This is a genomic window from Opitutaceae bacterium TAV5 (assembly GCA_000242935.3).
Taxonomy (GTDB): domain Bacteria; phylum Verrucomicrobiota; class Verrucomicrobiia; order Opitutales; family Opitutaceae; genus Geminisphaera.
In genome coordinates, this window is sequence record CP007053.1 from 6,244,011 (window position 1) to 6,261,001 (window position 16,991).

Genomic DNA, 16,991 nt, shown 5'->3' on the forward strand with positions numbered 1-16,991 from the left:
CCCGTAATCCGAAAACCATGCCAGCCGACGCCCGCCACCCGCCTCCGCCCGCCGCAGCGCCCGCCAGCAGCGTGACGTTCGTGCCCACCGCACGCCTTCTCGCGTGCGTGGCGGGTGTGGCGGCTCCGGCTCTCGCGGGCGCATTCATACCGGAAGCCGGCATGATCTGGATGCTCGCGCTCGGCGGCCTGGTCATCGCAGCGCTGGCCGATCTCGTCAACGGCCTCGGCGCGGCGCGCACGTTCCTGCCGCTCGTGCAGGCGCCCGCCGTGGTGCGCCTCTCGCGCGAGGCCGACGGCATCATCCCGTTTGTCATCACCGCCCGCGACACCCCCGGCGCACGCCCCGCCGCCGCCCGCCGGCTGCGTTTCGCGCCCGGGCTGCCGTCGGATGCGTTCACCGACCAACAGACCGGGCCGGCGCAACTCGCGCTGCCCGCCGGCGGGCGCCCCCTCCGGCTCGACTGGGCGTGCCGCCCGTCACGACGCGGCCACTACACGGACGGCGTGCTCGCGTGTTGCGCGACCCTGTCGGCGCTCGGCCTCTGGGAACTGCGCTCGCGGCAAACCGTGCCGTGCGAGTTGCGCGTTTACCCGAACCTGTTTGCCGAACGGCGCGCGCTGGCCGCTCTCTTTCTCGACAAGGCCGGCGCCGGGCTGAAGGCGCGGCGCACGGTGGGGCGCGGACGCGAATTCGAAAAACTCCGCGATTACCTGCCCGGCGACGGCCTCGACGAAATCCACTGGAAGGCCACGGCCAGACGCGGCCGTCTCATCACCAGGCAATTCCAGGCCGAGCGCACCCAGGAGGTTTACGCCGTCATCGACCTGTCGCGCCTCAGCGGGCGCGAAGTAGCGCACGCCAACGCCGACGAACTCGTCACCCCGGACGAACGCGACCGCCGGCGCGTGACGGTGCTGGAGCGTTACCTCACCTCGGCGCTCGTGCTCATGCTGGCGGCGCGCAGCCAGGGCGACCGCTTCGGACTCATCGCTTACGATGATCGCGTGCGCGTGTTCATCCGCGCGGGCGGCGGCGCGGGGCATTTCGCGGCGTGCCGCGAGGCAATGTGCGCGCTGCAGCCCGGCGAGGGCGCGCCCGACATCGCCGAGGTGACGCGCTACCTGCGCACCCGTCTGCGCACGCGCGCGCTGCTCGTGTTCCTGACCGATCTCGGCGACCCGGTGCTGGCGGAGGATTTTGTGAAACATGCGCCGCCGCTCGCGCGCCAGCACCTTCTCATGGTCAACCAGGTGCGCGCGCCCGGCGTGGCGCGGCTTTTCAGCGGAGAACCGGTGGCGACGGACGACGACGTTTACGCGCGGCTCGCGGGGCATTTCCGCTGGGCCGAGGCGGGCGCGCTGGCCCGGTTGCTGCGCCCCTCGGGCATCCGCGCGTCGCTGCTGGAGGAAGCCGAACTGGCCGCGCAAATGGTCACGCAGTACATGCAGGTGAAACGGAGGCAGGCGCTGTGATCGTCGATCTCGACCGGTTCATCGAAGGCGAACGCCCGCGCTGGGAACAGCTCGAGGATATCCTCGACGCGCTCGCCCGCGATCCCTGGCGGCGGCTCGCGCTCGACGAGGCGCGCGACCTCGAACGGCTTTACCAGCGCGCCGCCGCCGACCTCGCGCGACTCGCCACGTTTTCCGCCGGGCCGGAAACGCGGCGCTATCTCGAAAACCTCGTCGCGCGCGGACACGCCGAGATTCACGGCGGGCGCACCGCACGCGGCAATGGCGGCGACGACGACGGCTGTTGGCGCGAGCGCTGGCGCGGACGTTTCCGGCGGTTCGCCGGGTGGCTGGGGCAGACATTCCCGGACGCGTTTCGCCGCCGCTCGCGCGCGTTCGCCCTCGCCGTCACGCTGATGATCGCGGGGATGATTTTCGGCGGCGCGGCGATGGCTCTCGATCCCGAGGCCAAGGCGGTTATCATGCCGTTTTCGCATCTGCTCGACAGCCCCTCCGAACGCGTGGCGAAAGAGGAACGCCGCGCCGGCAACCCGGGACGCGACCGGCTGGCCGGCCGGAAGGCGACTTTCGCCGGCGAACTGATGACGCACAACACGAAGGTCACGATCTTCCTGATGGCGCTCGGCATCACGTGGGGCGTGGGCACCGTCGTGCTGCTGTTCTACAACGGCGTGATCCTCGGCGCGGTGATCGTGGACTACGTGCTCGGCGGGCAAACGGTTTTTCTGGCGGGGTGGCTGCTGCCGCACGGTTCGGTGGAAATCCCCGCCGTGCTCATCGGCGGCCAGGCGGGGCTGGTGCTGGCGGGGGCGTTGCTCGGCAGCGAGGGCGGCGCGGGACGACGCGGCGGCCTGCGGCGTCCGGGGCTGCGGATGCGCTTGCGCGCGGTCACGCCCGATCTCGTCACGCTGTGCCTTGGCGCGGGGGTGATGCTGGTCTGGGCGGGCGTGGTGGAGGCGTTTTTCTCGCAGTACCACGAGCCCGTGCTGCCGTACGTGGCGAAAATCGGTTTCGGCCTCGTGCAACTGGCAGGCGTGGCGTGGTGGCTGGGTTTGTGCGGGACCGGCAAACGCGGCGGCTCCCGCCATGCCGGCAAGACGGGCGACGCCGGAGCGGCCGGCGCGCCGGGAAGGAGGCGCGCATGAGCGGCGGCGGACGCACCTGGCGCGTGCGCACGCCGGAAGGCGTGGAGTTTTCATTCCGCATCGCCGGCCCGATGCGCCGGCTGCTGGCTCTGGCCATCGACTTCATGGTGGTGCTGGCGGCATGGAGCCTGTTGTCCTCCCTCCTCCGGCTGTTCGCCCTTGTCAGCCTCGATGTGATGGCAGGCGTCATGGCGGTCGGGTATTTTGTCCTCTCGTCCGGTTACGACATCGCCTGGGAATGGCGGATGCGCGGGCAGACGCCGGGCAAGCGGCTGCTGCGCCTGCGCGTGGTCGATGCAGGCGGATTGCGGCTCACGTTTCCGCAAGTGGTGTTGCGCAACCTGCTGCGCATGGTCGACGCCCTGCCCTTCGGCTACGGCGTCGGTGGCGCGGCGATGTTTCGCAACCGCAGCGGCCAGCGCCTCGGCGACCTCGCGGCGGGGACGCTCGTCGTTTACGAAGCCGTCGAGCAGGCGCCGCTTCCGGTCGATATGGCGACCGGTGGCGCGGGCGATGGCAACGCGACCGCACGCGGACGTTTCAACAGCTTGCGCGGCCACGCCGTGCCCGTGGCGCGGCTGCGCCAGGCCGTGACGCCCGGCGAAGCCCGCCTCGCCCGCGATGCCCTCGCCCGGCGCGACTTGCTGGAGCCCGCCGCGCGCCTCGCGCTGTTCGCCCGGCTGGCGGACTATTTCCGCACCCTCGGCCGCCTCCCGCCCGCCCTCACCGAAGGCGTCCCCGACGAACAGCTCGTGCGCAACGTCGTCGCCGTCCTGTTCGGCAAATGACCGCCCCCCCTCTCCGGCCCCATCCGCGCGCCTCATTGACAGGCACGCTTTCACCCGCCTGGCTTTCCCGGATGGAATCACCGGCCTACACACTGGAGTTTGAAAAACCGTTGCGCGATCTCAGCGCGCAACTGGAGCAACTCCGGCAACAGTCGCTCGAAAACAACCTCGATCTCTCCGCCGAAATCGCCGGCATCGAGAAAAAAATCACCGCGACCCAGCGTGAGATCTACACCTCCCTTTCCCCGTGGCAGCGCGTCCAGATCGCCCGCCATCCCCGGCGACCGTACGCCCTCGATTACGTCGCCGCTCTCTGCGAGGATTTCATCGAGCTTCACGGCGACCGCCAGTACAACGACGACCGGGCGCTCGTCGGCGGCACCGCCTTCTTCCGGGGCGAGTCCGTCATGATCGTCGCCCAGCAAAAAGGTCGCGATACCAGGGACAAGATTGCCCGCAATTTCGGCATGCCCCAGCCCGAAGGCTACCGCAAGGCGCTCCGCCTCATGCGGCTCGCCGAGAAATTCGGTCTTCCCGTTATCACTTTCATCGATACCCCGGGCGCATATCCCGGCATCGGTTCCGAAGAGCGGCATGTTTCCGAAGCCATCGCCACCAACCTCCGCGAGATGGCCATGCTTCGCACCCCCTCGATCTCGGTGGTGGTCGGCGAAGGCGGTTCCGGCGGCGCGCTCGGGATCGGCGTCACCGACCGTGTGCTCATTTTCGAAAACAGCTATTACTCGGTCATCTCGCCCGAAGGTTGCGCCGCCATCCTCTGGAAAGACCCGGCCGCCGCCCCCCGGGCCGCCGAGGCGCTGAAAATCAACGCCGACCAGCTTTCGAAGCTGGGAGTCGTCGATGAAGTGATTCCCGAACCCTACGGCGGCGCGCATCACAATCCCGAAAAGGCGGCCGCCGCGCTCGGCACCGCCCTGCACAAACACCTTCGCGAACTCCGCCAGCTCTCGCAGGAAGACCTCCTCGACCGGCGTTACGAACGCTATCGCCACCTCGGCACCTTCGAGGAAGCCGGCGCCGTCCGCAGCTGAGGATCATCCGTCCGCCAGCCGCCGGCTCGCGGCCGCATCCACCGGCTTGCACGAGCGGTAGCCTTCGCCGTGCTCGGGCGGGATCGCCGCGAGGAAGGCATCGCGCCGCGCCGTATCCGGGAAATCGAGACCGATGAGCGCGCGCCCGATCCGTTCGCCCGACTGCCGGTAGTTGAAATAACAGATGCTCGCCTCGTCGCGGATCAGCCGCGCGAGAAACGCGTGCAGCGCGCCCGGCCGTTCGTAAAAGTCGAGTCGCAGAAACGCCGGGCACGTCAGCAGGTCGCCGCGCAGCGGGATCGCGCGGAAGGCCACGTCCACCGCTCCCGTCAGGTCTTCCCACTCGTAACCGCCCGCATCCAGCCTTCCCGGCAGCGCATCCAGCACCGCCGCGTCGTCCGCGCTCGCCGTGAACACCGGCCACGCCTCGTCGTCGCGCTGCTTGCCATACTGGAAATCGGCCACGTTGACGCCGGCGAAACACGTGTCGAGCAGCGCCAGCATCGAGCCGGGCCGCTCCGGGATGCGCACGCGGAAGGTCCGCGTCGTGTTGCGCGCCGCGCCCTCCGACTGCGCGATGAGGCCGAGCTGGAGAAAATCGATGTTGGCCCCGGAAACGACGATCAGGACGCGCTTGCCAGCGAGGGCGGCGCGGTTTTTCAGGACCGCCGCCAGCCCCATCGCGCCCGACGGCTCCGACACGCAGCGGAGCGTTTCCCAGAGGATGCGGATCGCCGCGCTCACCTCGGCGTTGGTCACCGTTTCCACGCGGTCGAGCGCCTCCTTGCAGATCAGGAACGGCAGTTCGCCCGCCTTGCGCACCGCGGTGCCGTCGCAGAAAATATCCACTTCGTCGATCGCCACCGGCTTCCCCGCCGCCAGCGCCGCCTTCATCGACGCCTGCCCCGCGCCCTCCACGCCGACGGTCTCGATGCCCGGCCAGAACGTTTTCAGCCAGCAGGCCGCCGCCGCCGCCAGCCCGCCGCCGCCGATCTGCAAAAACACCGCATCGAACGGCCCGTGTCCGGAAAGCACCACCTCGTCGGCCAGCGTCCCCTGCCCCGCCATCACGCGCAGGTCGTCATAAGCGTGCACGTAAACCGCGCCGCTGGCCTGCTCGTCCTCGCGCGCGGCCGTCACGGCCTCGTCATAGCTGTCGCCCGAAAGGATGATCTGCACGCAATCGCCGCCGTGGTGGATGACGGCATCCTGCTTCACGCGCGGCGTCGAGCGCGGCATGTAGATGCGGGCGCGGATGCCGAGCGTGCGCGCCGCCAGCGCGATGCCCTGCGCGTGGTTGCCGGCCGAGGCCGTGACCACCCCGCGCGCCGCCTCTTCCGGCGTGAGCACGGCCATGCGGTTGCAGGCGCCGCGCCACTTGTAGGCCTTGACCGGGGACAGATCCTCGCGCTTCACCCAGATCTCCGGCCCCGGCGCGGAGCCCGGCAGCACCAGTCGCTCCAGCGGCGTCGGTTGCCCGAAACGGTAAACCCGTTCGCGGGCAAAAAGGATTTCCTGGCGCAGTTGCCGGTCGAGAGGCAGGTTGTCGCTTCGCATGAAGCGGGCATCCAGGCACCCGCGCCCGCCCGGAGCAATCCCGCCCTGCGCCGCCTCCGGAAAAAGTGCCGGAAAACAGGCCGGGAAGAACCTTGCCTTTTCCCGCAACCACCCCGTCCGCCCATCGGCAATCCCCGGCCCCGAACCAAAAAACACGGCAAACCACTGCCATAATCGGACCTTCCGCAATCCCGGCCAATCCTCCCTTTTCTTCTGCCCCAAAAGACCCACCCTGAACCCTCCCTCGCCGGGATTTCCGGTCCCTCTTTTTAACCACACGCCACACTCGCAAACCCATTCCATAATTTGCCAATGACTTACATCATCAAGGACGCCGGAAAACGCCAGCTCCCCTTCGACCGCGAGCGCATCACCCGCTACCTCGGCCAGATCCACGCCGGGTTTCCGCAGCTCGACCTCGAGGATTACCGGACAAAACTCTTCACCTTTATCGAAAGCCGGGAAACCTTCGCCGCCGACGACCTGGTCGATGCCATGATCCGCGAGGCCGAGGCCCGCACCGACGTGCACCTCCCGCAATGGGAGATGTTCGCCGCCCGCCTCTACCTCAACAAGCTCTACAAGAAAGCCAGCAAGAACCGGTTTTACGATGCCGACGACCGTTACGGCTCCTACGTCGGCCTCCAGGAAAGCCTCGCCGACCGCGGCGTCTACTCCGGCGACATCCTCCACAGCTACTCGAAGGATGAACTCGTCGCCGCCGGCAAACTCGTCGACCCCGAAAAGGACAAGCTCTTCACCTACACCGGCCTCTACCTGCTCGCCTCCCGCTACCTCGCCACCGGCGAGACCGGCGCCGTCTACGAACTCCCCCAGGAACGCTGGCTCACCATCGCCCTCTTCCTCATGCAGGACGAGCCCCGCGCCACGCGCATGACGCTCGTCCGCGAAGCCTACTGGGCGCTCTCCAACCTCTACATGACGGTGGCCACGCCCACGCTCGCCAACGCCGGCAAACGCGGCGGCCAGCTCTCCAGTTGCTTCATCGACACCGTCGACGACAGCCTGCAAGGCATCTACGACAGCAACACCGACGCCGCCCGCGTCAGCAAACACGGCGGCGGCGTCGGCGCCTACCTCGGCTACGTCCGCTCCAGCGGTTCCACCATCCGCGGCGTCTCCCGCGCCAGCGGCGGCGTCATCCCCTGGATCAAGCAGCTCAACAACACCGCCGTCAGCGTCGACCAGCTCGGCCAGCGCAAGGGCGCCATCGCCGTCTACCTCGACGTCTTCCACAAGGACATCGAAGGTTTCCTCGACCTCCGCCTCAACAACGGCGACCAGCGTCTCCGCGCCCACGACATCTTCACCTCCGTCTGCATCCCCGACATCTTTATGGAAGCCGTCGAGCGCCGCGGCGACTGGTACCTCTTCGACCCGCACGAGGTTTACGAAAAGAAGGGCTGGTATCTGCAGGACTACTACGACGAACAGCGCGGCTCCGGCACCTTCCGCGAAAAGTACCGGGAACTCGTTTCCGACGAGACCGTGAGCAAGAAGATCGTCAAGGCCATCGACATCGCCAAGCGCATCATGGTCAGCCAGCTCGAGACCGGCACTCCGTTCATGTTCTACCGCGACGAGGTCAACCGCATGAACCCCAACAAGCACCAGGGCATGGTGTACTCCAGCAACCTCTGCACCGAGATCCTGCAAAACATGAGCCCCACCCGCATGATCCAGGAGATGATCAGCGGAGACCAGATCGTGATCACCAAAAAGGCCGGCGACTTCGTCGTCTGCAACCTCTCCTCCATCAACCTCGCCCGCGCCGTCATGGCCGACGAGCAGACCAGAAGCACCGAACTGATCGCCGAGAAAAGCACCCTCGCCCGCCTCATCGACATCCAGGTGCGCATGCTCGACAACGTCATCGACCTCAACCAGCTCCCCGTCCCGCAGGCCACCATCACCAACCGCAAGTACCGCTCCATCGGCCTCGGCACCTTCGGCTGGCACCACCTCCTCGCGCTCAAGGGCATCGCCTGGGACACGCCCGAGGCCGAGACCTTCGCCGACACCCTGTACGAGGAAATCAACTACCTCGCCATCCAGGCCAGCCACGCTCTCGCGAAGGAAAAGGGCGCGTATCCCGTTTTCCGCGGCAGCGACTGGCAGACCGGCGAGTATTTCCACCGCCGCGCCTACACTGCCGACCGCTGGCAGCGCCTCGCCGCCGCCGTCGCCACCTCCGGCATCCGCAACGCGTACCTCATGGCCGTCGCGCCCAACATGAGCACCGCGCAGATCGCCGGCTCCACCGCCTCCATCGATCCGGTGTTCAGCGTCTTCTACTACGAGGAGAAAAAGGACTACCGCCGTCCCGTCATCGCGCCCGACCTCTCGCTCGAAACCTGGCCGTACTACGAAAAAGGCGCCTGGAAACTCGATCAGCTCGCCAGCATCCGCCAGAACGCCCGCCGCCAGCGCCACGTGGACCAGTCGCAGAGCTTCAACCTCTACGTCCCCAGCGCCATCCGTGCCAGCAAGCTCCTCGAACTCCACCTCACCGCCTGGAAGGAAGGCCTGAAAACCACCTACTACGTCCGCTCCAACGACATCGACGTCAACGAGTGCGAATGGTGCTCCAGTTAAAGCTGCCGAAGGACTGAAAGCGTCCGTCCAACAATTCTTGATTTTTAATTATCATTCTTAATTCCACACGTCATGTCCGATCTCGCCACCGCGCCTCTCCGCCGCATCAAGATCCTCGATCCGCTGAGCCCCAACCGCTCCACCGCCATCATCAACGGCAACACCAGCGGCATCCTCAACTGGAACGACATCCCCTACCCGTCCTTTTACCGCGCCTACAAGGAGCTCTCCACCAACTTCTGGATTCCCGACGAGGTCGACATGAAGGGCGACGCCAAACAGTACCCGCTCCTCTCCGAACGCGAGAAATACGCCTACGACGCCATCATCGGCCTGCTCGCCACGCTCGATTCCCCGCAGACACGCTTCATCTACAACGTCGCCGAATACGTCACCGACCCGGCTGTCCACGCCAACACCGCCATCATCGGCCAGCAGGAAGTCATCCACAACGAAAGCTACTCCTACGTCCTCGCCTCCATCACCAACCTCCAGGAGCAAAACCGCGTCTTCGAACTCGCCCGCACCCATCCCACCATCGTCAAGCGCAACCAGCCCATCATGGACGCCTACGACACGTTCATGGCCGACAAGACCGCGCCCCACCTCGTCCGCGCGCTCATCCAGTCCAGCATCCTCGAAGGCATCAATTTTTACAGCGGCTTCGCCTACTTCTACAATCTGGTCCGCCAAAACAAGATGACCGGCACCGGGAAAATCATCAGCTTCATCAATCGCGACGAACTCGCGCATTCGAAATTCATCAGCGAAGTCATCCGCGCCATCCTCGGCGAGAATCCCGAACTGCAGACCGACGACCTCCTGCGCTACACGCACAACGCCTTCCGCCACGCCGTCGAGCTGGAGAGCGAATGGTCGCAGGAAGTCCTCACCGGGATCGACGGCATCGACGTCACCGGGATGGTCGGCTACGTGAAATACCGCGCCAACAAGATGCTCGGCATGCTCGGCATCCCCGAGATGTATCCCGGCTACGGCGAGAACACCCTGCCCTGGATTCGCGCCTACGCGGACAACTTCACGCAGACAAAGACCGATTTTTTCGAAATGCGGAACAGCAGCTACAAAAAGACCAACGTCGACAACGGCTTCGACGACCTCTGACGTGGCATGGGGCATCCTGCCCATGATTCCGGCGTGGCACGGGCTTCCAGCCCGTGTTCCGGACCATGCACACCGGCGGCGCCACGCGCCGTCCACGGCCAGGATGGCCGTGCCACCTGGCCCCGATCCTTATCCGCCAAATCCGTAGTCAAAAACCCGAAAGCGGCATGAACATCCTCCTCGCCTACGACTCCCTCAGCGGCAACACCCGTGAAGCTTCCCGCCTGATCCGCGAAGCCCTTGCTTCCGCCGGTCACGACGTCACGGAAATCTGCGTCTCCGCCACCGCCGACCACGCCGAAGCGCTCTCCCGCGCCTGGGACCTGCACGTCCTCGGCACGTGGACCGGCGGACTCGGCCGCACGCCCGCGGGCATGAAAGCCTTCGTCGCGCGTCTCGCCTCTCTCCCGCCCGCGCTCCGGCCGACCGACGTCGCCCTCTTCGGCACCGGCGAGACGCAGTGGGGGCTGCCGTATTTCTGCGGCGCCCTCGACCGCCTCGCCGCGTATTTCAAAACCGGCTACCCGCTCCTGAAAATCGAACAGATGCCGACCAACGAAAAAACCCTCCGGGAAATCGCCGACTGGGTCCGCGCTGTCATCCGGAAAGCTGAAACGCGAAAAACTGAAATAAGGGAGGTTTAAAAAATTCATTTTTGAACAGAAGATAACAAAGGTAACGAAGGTAAAACAGAGAAGACTCCGGATGATAATTTATTTATTTAAACAGAGTTAAGCGCGAGTGAATCATAGACATCCTTGGTTGTTCTTCGTTCTCTTCGTTGCCCTCTGTTCAATTTTCAGAACCTCCCATAGAGTTCCCGATTTCCCTTTCTCCTCCGCCAGCCAGATTTTGATTTCAGTTTTTCAGCTTTCAGCATTTTAGCGTTTTCTCATGACCACCGTCACCATCACCACTCCCGCCGAATTCGAAACCTTCAAAAAAACCACGCCGCTCTTCCTCGCCGATTTCTGGAAGGACAACTGCATGAACTGCAAGATGCTCGAACTCTCCTTTCAGAAAGCCGCGCAAACTTCGCCCGCTCCCTTCGCCACGCTCACCCTTGCGAAGCTCAAGCTCGAGGACCTCGGCGAGGAAATTTTTCACGCCCACGCCGTCCGCCAGGCCCCGACTCTCGTCCTGTTCCGCGACGGCCGGGAAACCGCCCGCCTCGGCGGTTTCATCGCCCCCGAAAAAATCACCGCCCTTCTGGCCTGAAGCCGCCCGGCCAATCCCGCGCTTGCATCTGCGCCCGGCACCGGGCATCCAGCCAGTTCCCGGTCCTTTCCCGCGCATGCCGTCCACTTCACGCCGCACTTCGGTTTTCACCGAGTCCCTGATCCGCGAGATGACTCGCGTCGCCCGGCAGCACGGGGCGATCAACCTCTCGCAAGGTTTTCCCGACGGCGATCCGCCCGCCGCACTCATCCGCGCCGCCAAGGACGCCATGGACGCCGGCCGCCACCAGTACGCCATCACCTGGGGCTCGCCCGAACTGCGCACCGCCCTCGCCGACAAAATCACCCGCTTCACCGGCCTGCCGCCCGTCGACCCCGAGCGCGACCTCGTCGTCACCTGCGGCGCGACCGAGGCCATGATGGTCGCCATGATGACCGTCTGCGACCCCGGCGACCGCGTCGGCATGTTTTCGCCCTTCTACGAAAACTACAACGCCGACTGCATCCTCACCGGCGCCACGCCCGTCCACGTGCCGCTGCATCCGCCGCATTACCGGTTCGATCCCGCGGAACTGCGTGCCGCTTTCGTCGCGGGCGGCGGCCTGAAAGCCTTCATCCTCTGCAACCCCTCCAACCCCTGCGGCCGCGTCTTCACCCGCGACGAACTTTTGCAGATCGCCGCGCTCGCCGCGGAGTTCGACACCTTCGTCATCACCGATGAAGTCTACGAACACCTCGTCTTCGACGGACGGCAACACGTCTATTTTGCCACCCTGCCCGGCATGGCGGAACGCACACTCTCCTGCTCCTCGCTGTCGAAGACGTTTTCCATCACCGGCTGGCGCCTCGGCTACGTCCACGCGACGCCCGCCATCATCGCGCAGGCCCGCAAGGTTCACGATTTTCTCACCGTCGGCGCCGCCGCCCCGCTGCAACACGCCGTCGTCACCGCGCTCGGTTTTCCGCCGGAATACTACGCCGGGCTCGCCGCCGACTACCAGGCGCAGCGCGACATCCTCCTCGGTTATCTCGACCGGACCGGCCTCCCTTACACCAGGCCGGAAGGCGCCTATTTCGTGATGCTCGACATCTCCGCCTTCGGTTACGCGAGCGACGTGGAGTTTTCCCACTGGATGACCCGCGAGATCGGCGTGGCCCCCGTCCCCGGATCGAGTTTTTTTCCGTACCCGGAAAACCGTTACGTCCGCCTCAATTTCGCCAAAGGCCCGGAAACACTCCACGCCGCCGGCGAACGCCTGCTCCGGCTGGCGCGCTGAGTCTCCATGCAGATCAGCCGGCTTCGGTCGGCGGCACCTCGGCCAGACGGTCGAGAAACTCCAGCCCTTCCGAAACCGGCGTGAGTTTCTGCTCCGCCAGCCAGGCAGGGTTGTAGAGTTTCGACGCGTAGCGCGCGCCGCCGTCGCACAGCACGGTGACGATGACCTGACCGGGGCCGCGCTCGCGCGCCAGCCGCAGCGCGCCGGCCACGTTGATCGCCGACGAAAGACCGAGATACAGACCCTCGCGGCGCAGGAGATGATAGAGGACTTCCACCGCCACCGGATCGCCGATGCGGTACGCATCATCGACGAGAGAAGCCGCCACATTTTTCGTCACGCGGCCCTGCCCGATGCCTTCGGCCACGGAATCGCCGTCGTCGGTGTCGGTGTTGCCGTTTGTGAACCACGACCACATCGCCGCGCCGTACGGGTCGGCGCAGACGGCGCGGACGGACGATGACCGTTCCTTGAGAAACCGGCTGACGCCGGCCAGCGTGCCGCCCGAGCCGATGGAGGCCACGAAGGCCGTCACGCGTCCATCCGTCTGTTCCCATATTTCGGGGCCGGTGGTGCGGTAATGGCCGTCGAGGTTGGCGGTGTTGTCGAACTGGTTGGCCCACCAGCCGCCGTCGATCGCCCCGGCGGTGCGGCGCGCGATGTGCTGGTAATTGTCGGGGTCCTTGTAAGGTTTGGGCGGCACGCGACGGACCTCGGCGCCGAGCGTCTTGAGGAGGTCGGTCTTCTCGTGGCTGAAATTGTCGGGCACGATAAAAATGCTGCGATAACCCCGCGAGAGTCCGACGAGCGCGAGACCGATGCCGGTGTTGCCCGCCGTGCCCTCGACGATGGTGCCGCCGGGCCGGAGCGCGCCGCTGCGCTCGGCATCCTCGATCAGGGCGAGCGCGGCGCGGTCCTTCACCGAGCCGCCGGGATTCTGGAACTCGGCCTTGCCGAGAATCTCGCAGCCGGTGGTCTCGGAAAGATGGCGCAGCCGGATGAGCGGCGTGCAGCCGACCGCGCCCGGAAACCCTTCGGCGATTTTCGGCCCCGGAAAGGCGGCGACGGAGGTGGCAGAGGACGGTGTGGAGGTGGTTGTGGTGGCGGACATGACGGGCGAAAAAGATGAAATCGGGTGCCGGAAAAGATCAGCGTTGCCCCCGGTCGAGCAGGCGGCCAAGCGCAGCGGGATCGGAAACGGGTGCGTCACATGCGAAATTTTCGCAAACGAAAGCCGTGGCTTGTCCGTCCGCGGAGCGCATCGCCGCCACCGCCTCGTTGCGTTGCGCCAGCCAGTCGCCGGAAGCGCCGTCGGCGAGCAGGATCGTCGCAAAGGGCTGAAACCGGCGGCGCGCCTCGGCAAGGAGCGCGCGGGTATCATCGGCACCGGCGCGGCCGGCGATGACGATCTGGCGGGGTTTGGCTCCCTCCGCCAAACCGAAGGCGGCGGCGAGGAGAACCGGCATGGCGGCGGGAGCGCGCCGGTGCTGCGGCGCAAAGGCGGCCAGCACGGCGCGGGCGCGGTGCTCGTACGCGGCGTCGCCGGTGAAAACCGCGAGGCGGCGGAGATTGTCGGCGGCGAGCGAACTGGCGGCCGGCTCGGCGCCGTCGAAATCCTCCTTCATCCGCACGAGCACGCCGGAGGCCCCGGCCGCCGTGCCGAAATAACCGCCGCCGCCGGCCGATGCCGGCGCCGGGTCGGCAAAGCGGGTGTCGAGCGTGGCCTGAAGCGCGAGCGCCCGGTCGAGCCAGCGCGGATCGAAACCGGCTTCGTAGAGATCGAGCAGACCCTGGATGAACGCCGCATAATCCTCGGCAAAACCGTCGCCGCCGCCGGGTGCCGCGATGCGGCGGAGTGTCGCCGTCTTTCCGTTCCAGGCTGTCTGCCACAGGTGCGTGGCGGCGCGAGTGGCGAGATCGAGCCAGCGTGATTCTCCGGTCACCTGATGCGCCCGGGCGAGCGCCGAGATCATGTAACCATTCCATGCGGTGATGATCTTTTCATCGCGCGCCGGTGGTTGCCGTGTGGAGCGAATGGCGCGCAGGCGATCGAGGGCGCGGGAGAGTTTTTCGGCGGCGCCGGGCGCCTTCGTCACCGCAGTGGCAGCGGCTGACGATGCCGGTACGAGCACGTTGCGGTTGTGCAGGACACCGGCGCGTTCCTCCAGCGAGGTGGCGTTGCCTTCCGCGGTGAATCCGTAACGGGCGATGACCAGCGCCGCCTCGTCGGGCGGAAGCGCGGCGGTGATTTCGTCCAGGCTCCAGGTGTAGAATGCACCTTCGGCCTTGTCGCCCTCCGCCGCGCCCGGCAGCGCGCTTTCGGCGTCGAGCGCCGCGTAAAATGCGCCATCGGGTGACGTCAGCGCGGCCTCGACGAAGGCGAGCGTTTCCCGCAGCAGGTCGAACCGGCGGGTGTCACCTGAAAGCTGATACGCATCGACAAGCAGGCCGGCGACGAGCGCCTGGTCGTAGAGCATTTTTTCGAAGTGCGGCAGCCGCCAGCCCCGATCCACGGTGTAGCGGTGGAAACCGCCGCCGAGGTGGTCGCGAAGCCCGCCGCCGGTCAACGCCTCGAGCGAGGCAAACGCCACCTCGCGGGCGCGCGCGGCCTCGCCGGCCGGCACGCCGGGCTGGACGGCGAAGCGGAACAGAAAGCGGATTTTTGAAGCATGCGGGAATTTCGCGTCGCGCCCGAACCCGCCATGCTCCGGGTCGAATTCCTCAAAAAGCTGTGCGGCGGCGGCCGACCATGCAGCGTTGTCGATCGTGGCGGCACCGGACCGTCCGGACCGCTGGTCCGGGCCCGCCGCCCCGGCCAGCGAGGCGAGTGCGGCGGCAATCCGGTCGGCATGCGCCGCGACCTTCTCGCGGTCGCGCGCCCAGCCTTCGGCGGCGACGCGGGCGACGGTCAGGAAACCGGGCTGCCCCGGTTGATCCTCCGGCGGATAATACGTGCCTCCGAGAAACGGTTTCAGGTCGGGCGTGAGCCAGACGTTGAGCGGCCACCCGCCGCGCCCGGTCGTGCCGGCCACGAACGCGAGATAGATGCGGTCGATGTCGGGGCGTTCCTCGCGGTCGAGTTTCACCGGGATGAAGTGCTCGTTGAGAAAGGCCGCGACGTCGGCGCGGGAAAACGTCTCGCGCCGCATCACGTGGCACCAGTGGCAGGTCGAGTAGCCGGAGGAAAGGAAGACCGGCCTGTTCTCGCGGCGGGCGCGGGCGAGCGTGTCGTCGTTCCACGGCTGCCAGTCCACCGGATCGTCCGCGTGCTGGCGCAGGTACGGCGAGGCGGCGTCGGCCAGGCGGTTGGCCGCGAAACCCGGCGAGCCGGCCGCCAGGAACACAACGAGAGCACAACCGAAAAAGAATTGGCCGCGAAAGGGCGCAAAAAATCTCTCTGGCCGTCGAGGACCTCCCGCGCGCTTATAAGCGCGATGGACGGCTCCATGCGCATGAAGATTTTTGCGCCCTTTCGCGGCCAATTCTCCGAAATGTTCCCGGTTCATTGACCGATCCTCCGGCGGAATTTCAGCCCCGTCCACACGCCGCCGAAAAGCGCCGCGGCAAAAATCCAGCCCGAGAGCGCCAGCGCATTCACCCCGGAAAGCAGCGTGCCGATGGTGCAACCGAGCGAGATCATCGAGCCGAAGCCGAGCAGCACACCGCCGGCCAGGGCAAGGACGACGCGCGGCCACGGCGGACGTTCCGGCACGAACGCCCCCGAACCCACGCCCGCCGCCACCGCCGCGGCGACGAGGCCGACGACAAAGAGCGCGTTGGGCGTGAGCGCGGCGGCCCCGGCGGGATCGCCCGTGGCGCAGCCGGCCAGCCCGTCGAGTCCCGGCAGCGAAAGCGGCGACACGCCCCAGTGCGTGCCGAGCTTGCGCGAGAGGCGGCCCAGTTCGGCCGTGACGCCGAGCGGCGTGGCGCGCAGGTACACCGCCGCGCCGAGCAACCCCGCGCCGACGCCGCCGATCCAGTGCGGCCAGCGCCGCACGAAAACCGCCTCCGCCAGCGTGGCCAGCGTGCGCGGGGGTCGCGCGGCCGACGGCAGCGGATCCACGCGCCCGCGCCGCCACACGAGAAAGGCGAGCAGGCCGATCACCGCGAGCTGGACAACCGCGGCGAGGGCGTAGCCTCCCGCCGTGCGCGGCAGCCACACGACCGGCGCTTCCGTGACGGCGTGCAGGTAAAAAAACTCCCACGAATTGAACCCGAGGATGAAACCTCCGGCAGCCCCCGCGAGGGCGACCGGGGCGAGCAGCGAACCTTCGCCCAACCGGTAGAGATGCGCGCTCAGGCACGAACCGGAAAGCGCCATGCCCGCGCCGAACGCGAAGCCGCCGACCAGCAAATGCCAGCCGGCCGGCCCGATGTGCGCGCGCGGCGGCAGATGCCCGGCCTCGGGAAACGGCACCCAGGCTCCGAAAATGACGAGGTAGCCGACCGTGCCCGCAGCGAGCGCGGCCAGCAGGCCGAGGACGGGGCGGGCGTCGCGCTCCTCGATAAATTCGCGTAGCCCGCAATAGAAGCAGAAACGCGAACGTTGCAGGAGCACGCCGAAAACCGCCCCGCTCAGCAGGGCCCACGAACCGGCGCGCCCGTAGGCCGCGCTGCCGTGCAGCCACCACGCCGCGGAGCCGAGGCCGGCGAGCAGCAGCAGCGGGAGGGTTATGCGAAAGGTCGAGGCGAGGCGGGTGACGGGCATCGGATGAGGTGGGCGCGGGAAAAAAGCGGCGGCACGGCATGGCTACCGGCCGGGACGACCCGACCGGTAA

General features: G+C 66.9%; 13 protein-coding genes. 9 read left to right on the forward strand and 4 right to left on the reverse strand.

Annotated features, from left to right (window positions below; all coding sequences use genetic code 11):
- Positions 1 to 17: 17 nt before the first annotated feature.
- The 4 genes from OPIT5_26405 (at position 18) to OPIT5_26420 (ending at position 4,460) form a co-directional block, all read left to right on the forward strand.
- Positions 18 to 1,475 (forward strand): hypothetical protein, encoded by a 1,458-nt coding sequence (locus OPIT5_26405; protein ID AHF93221.1) that lies wholly within the window; start codon positions 18 to 20, stop codon positions 1,473 to 1,475.
- Positions 1,472 to 2,620: a hypothetical protein gene (locus tag OPIT5_26410; GenBank protein ID AHF93222.1), complete on the forward strand. Its 1,149-nt coding sequence runs from the start codon at positions 1,472 to 1,474 to the stop codon at positions 2,618 to 2,620. The genes OPIT5_26405 and OPIT5_26410 overlap by 4 nt, the downstream gene beginning before the upstream one ends.
- Entirely contained in the window at positions 2,617 to 3,408 is a 792-nt protein-coding gene (locus OPIT5_26415) for a transporter (GenBank protein ID AHF93223.1), read from the forward strand. The genes OPIT5_26410 and OPIT5_26415 overlap by 4 nt, the downstream gene beginning before the upstream one ends.
- Before the next feature lie 71 nt (positions 3,409 to 3,479).
- A complete protein-coding gene (locus OPIT5_26420; protein ID AHF93224.1) occupies positions 3,480 to 4,460 on the forward strand; it encodes an acetyl-CoA carboxylase subunit alpha in 981 nt (326 codons plus the stop codon).
- Positions 4,461 to 4,463: 3 nt separating this feature from the next.
- Here OPIT5_26420 and OPIT5_26425 read toward each other — a convergent pair whose 3' ends face one another.
- Complete coding sequence (locus OPIT5_26425) at positions 4,464 to 6,017, reverse strand: pyridoxal-5'-phosphate-dependent protein (GenBank protein AHF93225.1); 1,554 nt, start codon at positions 6,015 to 6,017, stop codon at positions 4,464 to 4,466.
- Between the two features lie 306 nt (positions 6,018 to 6,323).
- On the opposite strand from OPIT5_26425, the gene OPIT5_26430 reads away from it, so the two are divergent.
- The 5 genes from OPIT5_26430 (at position 6,324) to OPIT5_26450 (ending at position 12,213) form a co-directional block, all read left to right on the forward strand.
- Entirely contained in the window at positions 6,324 to 8,633 is a 2,310-nt protein-coding gene (locus OPIT5_26430) for a ribonucleotide-diphosphate reductase subunit alpha (GenBank protein ID AHF93226.1), read from the forward strand.
- Between the two features lie 72 nt (positions 8,634 to 8,705).
- Positions 8,706 to 9,758: a ribonucleotide-diphosphate reductase subunit beta gene (locus OPIT5_26435; GenBank protein AHF93227.1), complete on the forward strand. Its 1,053-nt coding sequence runs from the start codon at positions 8,706 to 8,708 to the stop codon at positions 9,756 to 9,758.
- 167 nt (positions 9,759 to 9,925) lie between these two features.
- Positions 9,926 to 10,402 (forward strand): flavodoxin, encoded by a 477-nt coding sequence (locus OPIT5_26440; GenBank protein ID AHF93228.1) that lies wholly within the window; start codon positions 9,926 to 9,928, stop codon positions 10,400 to 10,402.
- Between the two features lie 250 nt (positions 10,403 to 10,652).
- Complete coding sequence (locus tag OPIT5_26445) at positions 10,653 to 10,976, forward strand: thioredoxin (protein ID AHF93229.1); 324 nt, start codon at positions 10,653 to 10,655, stop codon at positions 10,974 to 10,976.
- A gap of 76 nt (positions 10,977 to 11,052) precedes the next feature.
- Entirely contained in the window at positions 11,053 to 12,213 is a 1,161-nt protein-coding gene (locus OPIT5_26450) for an aminotransferase (GenBank protein AHF93230.1), read from the forward strand.
- A gap of 13 nt (positions 12,214 to 12,226) precedes the next feature.
- Here the strand turns inward: OPIT5_26450 and OPIT5_26455 are convergent, their stop codons facing one another.
- The 3 genes from OPIT5_26455 to OPIT5_26465 form a co-directional block, all read right to left on the reverse strand.
- Positions 12,227 to 13,255, reverse strand: coding sequence for a cysteine synthase (locus OPIT5_26455; GenBank protein ID AHF93231.1), 1,029 nt, complete (start codon positions 13,253 to 13,255; stop codon positions 12,227 to 12,229).
- Positions 13,256 to 13,361: 106 nt separating this feature from the next.
- Positions 13,362 to 15,719, reverse strand: a complete 2,358-nt coding sequence (locus tag OPIT5_26460) for a hypothetical protein (GenBank protein ID AHF93232.1) — start codon at positions 15,717 to 15,719, stop codon at positions 13,362 to 13,364.
- Entirely contained in the window at positions 15,716 to 16,921 is a 1,206-nt protein-coding gene (locus OPIT5_26465; GenBank protein ID AHF93233.1) for a membrane protein, read from the reverse strand. The genes OPIT5_26460 and OPIT5_26465 overlap by 4 nt, the downstream gene beginning before the upstream one ends.
- Positions 16,922 to 16,991 lie beyond the last annotated feature (70 nt).

What these genes read in the sequence shown, in the direction of transcription:
- OPIT5_26405 (AHF93221.1), top strand. Translation starts at nt 18, where the DNA reads ATGCCAGCCGACGCCCGCCACCCGCCTCCGCCCGCCGCAGCGCCCGCC.
- OPIT5_26415 (AHF93223.1), top strand. Translation starts at nt 2,617, where the DNA reads ATGAGCGGCGGCGGACGCACCTGGCGCGTGCGCACGCCGGAAGGCGTG.
- OPIT5_26420 (AHF93224.1), top strand. Translation starts at nt 3,480, where the DNA reads ATGGAATCACCGGCCTACACACTGGAGTTTGAAAAACCGTTGCGCGAT.
- OPIT5_26425 (AHF93225.1), bottom strand. Translation starts at nt 6,017, where the DNA reads ATGCGAAGCGACAACCTGCCTCTCGACCGGCAACTGCGCCAGGAAATC.
- OPIT5_26435 (AHF93227.1), top strand. Translation starts at nt 8,706, where the DNA reads ATGTCCGATCTCGCCACCGCGCCTCTCCGCCGCATCAAGATCCTCGAT.
- OPIT5_26440 (AHF93228.1), top strand. Translation starts at nt 9,926, where the DNA reads ATGAACATCCTCCTCGCCTACGACTCCCTCAGCGGCAACACCCGTGAA.
- OPIT5_26445 (AHF93229.1), top strand. Translation starts at nt 10,653, where the DNA reads ATGACCACCGTCACCATCACCACTCCCGCCGAATTCGAAACCTTCAAA.
- OPIT5_26450 (AHF93230.1), top strand. Translation starts at nt 11,053, where the DNA reads ATGCCGTCCACTTCACGCCGCACTTCGGTTTTCACCGAGTCCCTGATC.
- OPIT5_26460 (AHF93232.1), bottom strand. Translation starts at nt 15,719, where the DNA reads ATGAACCGGGAACATTTCGGAGAATTGGCCGCGAAAGGGCGCAAAAAT.
- OPIT5_26465 (AHF93233.1), bottom strand. Translation starts at nt 16,921, where the DNA reads ATGCCCGTCACCCGCCTCGCCTCGACCTTTCGCATAACCCTCCCGCTG.